General features: G+C 43.0%; 5 protein-coding genes. 1 reads left to right on the top strand and 4 read right to left on the bottom strand.

Annotated elements, in window-relative coordinates; genetic code table 11:
* Nucleotides 1–204: 204 nt before the first annotated feature.
* The 4 genes from WBM49_RS02110 to WBM49_RS02095 form a co-directional block, all read right to left on the bottom strand.
* On the bottom strand, nucleotides 205–492 hold the full coding sequence (locus WBM49_RS02110; RefSeq protein ID WP_424370412.1) for a DUF3817 domain-containing protein: 288 nt from the start codon (nucleotides 490–492) through the stop codon (nucleotides 205–207).
* An 11-nt stretch (nucleotides 493–503) separates the two neighbouring features.
* Nucleotides 504–1,895, bottom strand: a complete 1,392-nt coding sequence (gene lpdA, locus WBM49_RS02105) for a dihydrolipoyl dehydrogenase (protein WP_424370411.1) — start codon at nucleotides 1,893–1,895, stop codon at nucleotides 504–506.
* A 160-nt stretch (nucleotides 1,896–2,055) separates the two neighbouring features.
* Nucleotides 2,056–2,553 (bottom strand): peptide-methionine (R)-S-oxide reductase MsrB, encoded by a 498-nt coding sequence (msrB, locus tag WBM49_RS02100; RefSeq protein WP_424370410.1) that lies wholly within the window; start codon nucleotides 2,551–2,553, stop codon nucleotides 2,056–2,058.
* Between the two features lie 102 nt (nucleotides 2,554–2,655).
* Nucleotides 2,656–3,213 (bottom strand): collagen-like protein, encoded by a 558-nt coding sequence (locus WBM49_RS02095; protein ID WP_424370409.1) that lies wholly within the window; start codon nucleotides 3,211–3,213, stop codon nucleotides 2,656–2,658.
* Nucleotides 3,214–3,426: 213 nt separating this feature from the next.
* On the opposite strand from WBM49_RS02095, the gene WBM49_RS02090 reads away from it, so the two are divergent.
* The coding region (locus WBM49_RS02090; protein WP_424370408.1) for a maltotransferase domain-containing protein at nucleotides 3,427–4,336 on the top strand (910 nt) is incomplete at its 3' end.

Raw genomic sequence — 4,336 nt, 5'->3', positions numbered from 1 at the left:
AATAAATTGTACCAGGAACTAAAGGCATTTCAATTAGTGGATTCTAAAGATTCCTGGTTGAAACAGCAAATTGCCTTTCTTCAAAACCACCAGTACCACACCACTTTCGCTAAAAAGAACCGGGAGCCCGTGAAACAAAAGCGAATCCTTGAGCTGCAAAAGAACCTTTAGGCCACTACAAACCAGGGCATACTTAACTACTCACTAAGAATTACTTAATGGTTTTAAATATTTCCCGTCCATGTAGAAGGTGCCATACGGTAAGAGGGAGGCGATAAAAAATTTGGTATATATCTTCCAACCCCATTTTTGCTGCCGGCAAAATGCAAAAGCGCCAATAATAAAGGCTATAAATAGGAATCCATGTACATACCCAATGTAGATATTAGGCTCTCTGATTCCTGCCCAATATTTTAGTGGCATGCTAAAACCGAATAACAGTAAATAGGAAATCCCTTCAAGGATAGCCAACAGGCGCATGGATAACAGCATTATTTTAAAGATTATAAATGAATAACTTCCCCGTAGGCGTCTGCTACTGCTTCCATGACCGCTTCGCTCATGGTAGGGTGGGGGTGCACGGTCTTTAGGATCTCATGGCCGGTAGTTTCCAGTTTACGCCCAAGGACCGCTTCCGCAATCATGTCCGTTACGCCGGCTCCTATCATATGACATCCCAGCCATTCCCCGTATTTGGCATCAAAAATAACTTTTACAAAACCTTCCGAATTACCTGAAGCCTGTGCCTTACCGCTGGCAGAAAAAGGAAATTTCCCGACTTTAATATCGAGGCCTTTCTCAATGGCCTGTTTCTCAGTGAGCCCTACAGAGGCTATTTCGGGCAGGCAATAGGTGCAACCCGGAATGTTCCCATAATCCAGGGGTTCTACATGCATCCCTGCAATCTTTTCCACACATAGGATGCCTTCAGCTGAGGCTACATGGGCAAGAGCAGGCCCGGCCGTTATATCTCCAATGGCGTAATAACCGGGAATATTTGTTTGATAGTAATCGTTCACCAGGATCTTGTCCCTTTCCGTCGCGATTCCTACCTCTTCAAGTCCGATGTTTTCGATATTTGTTTTGATGCCAACCGCAGAGAGCACTACATCTGCTTCAATGATCTCTTCCCCTTTGGGTGTTTTCACGGTTACTTTTACGCCCTCTCCGGACGTATCAGCCTTGGTAACCTCCGAAGAGGTCATGATCTTTATGCCCGATTTTTTAAAGCTTCGCTCTAGTTGTTTAGAGATCTCTTCGTCTTCTACCGGTACAATATTTGGCAAAAATTCTACCACCGTTACTTCAGTACCCATGGCATTGTAGAAATAGGCAAATTCTATCCCAATGGCACCACTGCCTACAACTACCAGCTTTTTCGGTTGTTTTTCCAGGGTCATGGCTTTTCTGTAGCAAATGATCTTTTTGCCATCTTGCGGTAAGCTGGGTAGCTCTCTGCTTCGGGCCCCCGTAGCAATAATTATATGGGAAGCGCTGTACTCCGTCTCTTTCCCGTCTTCCCCGGTCACCTTTACTTTTTTTCCTGCAACAACTTTTCCAAAGCCATTGATCACTTCAATCTTATTCTTCTTCATCAGGAACTGTACCCCTTTACTCATCCCCTGGGCCACATTTCTGCTTCGTTGTACCACGGCATCAAAGTCCTTGTCCGCTCCTTCCACTTTTAGTCCGTAGTCGCCAGCGTGTTTTAGATAATCGAACACTTGTGCGGATTTTAACAGGGCCTTTGTAGGGATACATCCCCAATTAAGGCAGACACCCCCAAGGCTTTCTTTTTCAATAATAGCCGTTTTGAGTCCCAATTGTGAAGCCCTGATTGCGGTTACATATCCTCCGGGTCCGCTCCCTAAAACAATAACATCGAAAGTGCTCATCTAATTTTATTTAAGTAAGTCTGTGGTATTAAGACGGCAAAGTTACAAAACCAAAACGAAACGTTTTTTATTTATATGGTCAGTTTATGGCAAAGATTTCACCGCAAGAACTAAAAGGTAGTTTTGCATCCATTCCAAAAGAAAAGTGAGATATAAAATTTTATTTTACGGGAATGAACTCCAGGGCTGCACCATTGATACAATGACGTTTTCCGGTGGTATCACTGGGGCCATCATTAAAAACATGACCAAGGTGCCCTCCACATACGGCACAGTGTTCCTCGGTACGTTCATAGCCTATTTTATAGTCTACATCATAGGCTACGTTCCCTTCAATGGCGCTGTCAAAACTTGGCCAGCCGGTTCCTGAATCAAATTTATGTTCGCTGCTGAAGAGAGGAGTTTTGCAGGCGGCACACACATAGGTGCCAGGTTCTTTAATGTTGAGCAATTCGCTGGAACCAGGATTTTCGGTGCCGGCTTTGCGCAGTATATAGAATTGCATATCCGTAAGTTCGGCACGCCATTCGGCTTCTGTCTTTGAGATCGGATAGGTGCTTTCAGCAATTTCCTTTTCCGCTTCCTTTTCCTTTTCCTGGGAAACACCTTTGCAACTTATGGCCAGCAGGCAAATCCCGATAAGCATTATTTTTTTCATAACATTTTTTTAAACCAGTCGTTAATTTTCTTTTATCCTTTCAAAAATAGGCAATAAAAAATCCCCCGTAAATAACTACAGGGGATTAAAACTTGTATTTCCCTAATTTAAAATGACTCTTTGTACCTCGTTCTCGGAGACATTGAGTGCCCGCATCACTGCATCTATGTTGGAAGTATCGAGCTTACCGGTGGTTCCGTATGCTGCCGGGAGTACAGCAATTCTAAACACCTGATTGTCTGTATCTCCTGTTTGTAAAGTTGCAAGATCGAAGTCAGATTCAAGAAAAACACTGACATCAAAAAAGGTGTGGTCAAAATTGTATTGTAAGATGCCCTGGTCCAATAAACGGGTTTGAGGAAGAAGTCGCCAGATATCCACAGGATCTCCATTACCGTCTTCGGCCTGGTCCCACAGTATATAGACCAATACCACATCCGATTCAAAAACCTCCACAGTGGTAGGAAATTCATAGAGCAAGGCATAATCATTCGCCTGATTAAAACTACCTTCAATCTCAAATACCGTACCCAGAATATTAATTCCATCCTGGCCGTCGAAACCATCAAATCCGGGGGGTCCGGGAGGTCCGGCCGGGCCTTCACACGAGATCATAAAAACTACAGCTAGCGCGCTAAAAAAGAGTGACATTTTTTTCATAATAATACCTTTTTATGTTACCTGAACATCAATATTCAAGTAGGAGTTTGTTTTGATTTTAAATATATGCTTATACATAAACAAAAAGCGTTCCAAAAAATTGCATTATCTTAAATCATCCCTAATACTAGGGCATAAATTTATATGATTAAGAAGATTCTTTTGGGTATTATTTTCTATTTTTAACCAAAACCAAAGAAACCAGGTATGCCAATGAAACAAGAGCGGGTGGTGATTGAAAATATGAGTCCACAACTTGAATGCGGTACTTATTTTATAAAGCGAATTGTAGGAGAGCCAATTAGTGTTTTAGCCGATGTCCTGGGAGACGGACATGATGTGATCCAGGCAGATGTGGCCTTTAAACACGAAAGTGAGAAGTCTTTTTCAACTGTACGTATGGAGCATCTTGGGAATGATGTGCATTCTGCAAGCTTTACCGCAGGTAAACAGGGATTTTACGAATATAAAGTAGAAGCGTGGGTAGATAACCCGCTGAATTGGCAACACGGAATAGAAGCTAAATTAAGGGATCACCAAACGGTTACCAGTGAATTACTGGATGGGGTACAATACCTAAATCCCCTTTTAAAAAGTACCAAAGGAAAAGAGAAAGAGTACGTACAACAGCTTATTAGCGCATTTGAAGAGCCCGGGAACTACAATCTTGCCGTCAAGGAAGCTATATCGGAAAAACTTCATAGGCTTTTTATACAATACCCCCTTAGGACCCTGGTCAATTCCAGCACCCTGTTAAAAGTATATGTAGATAGGGAAAAGGCCAGATTTAGTACCTGGTATGAATTCTTTCCACGTTCAACCGCTAGTGTGGAAGGGGCTCACGGCACTTTTAAAGATGCAGAACGCCTGTTGCCAAAAATTTCGGCCATGGGATTCGACACTGTTTATTTGCCGCCTATACATCCCATAGGGGAAGTAAACAGGAAAGGGAAAAATAACGCTACAGCGGCACAGGAAGGAGATACAGGAGTGCCATGGGGTATTGGCTCCCGTCTGGGAGGCCACAAATCCATCCATCCGGAATTGGGAACAGAGGCAGATTTTAAAGGTTTTATAAAAACAGCAGCTGAATATCAGCTGGAGGTGGCGATGGATCTGGCAT

The organism is Muriicola sp. (assembly GCF_049669965.1).
Classification (GTDB): domain Bacteria; phylum Bacteroidota; class Bacteroidia; order Flavobacteriales; family Flavobacteriaceae; genus Muriicola.
This window is presented reverse-complemented; position numbering and strand designations above follow the sequence as displayed.

Bases quoted from the DNA above. Each gene is read 5' to 3' on its own strand.
- WBM49_RS02110 (WP_424370412.1), bottom strand. From the start codon at position 492: ATGCTGTTATCCATGCGCCTGTTGGCTATCCTTGAAGGGATTTCCTAT.
- lpdA (WP_424370411.1), bottom strand. From the start codon at position 1,895: ATGAGCACTTTCGATGTTATTGTTTTAGGGAGCGGACCCGGAGGATAT.
- msrB (WP_424370410.1), bottom strand. From the start codon at position 2,553: ATGAAAAAAATAATGCTTATCGGGATTTGCCTGCTGGCCATAAGTTGC.
- WBM49_RS02095 (WP_424370409.1), bottom strand. From the start codon at position 3,213: ATGAAAAAAATGTCACTCTTTTTTAGCGCGCTAGCTGTAGTTTTTATG.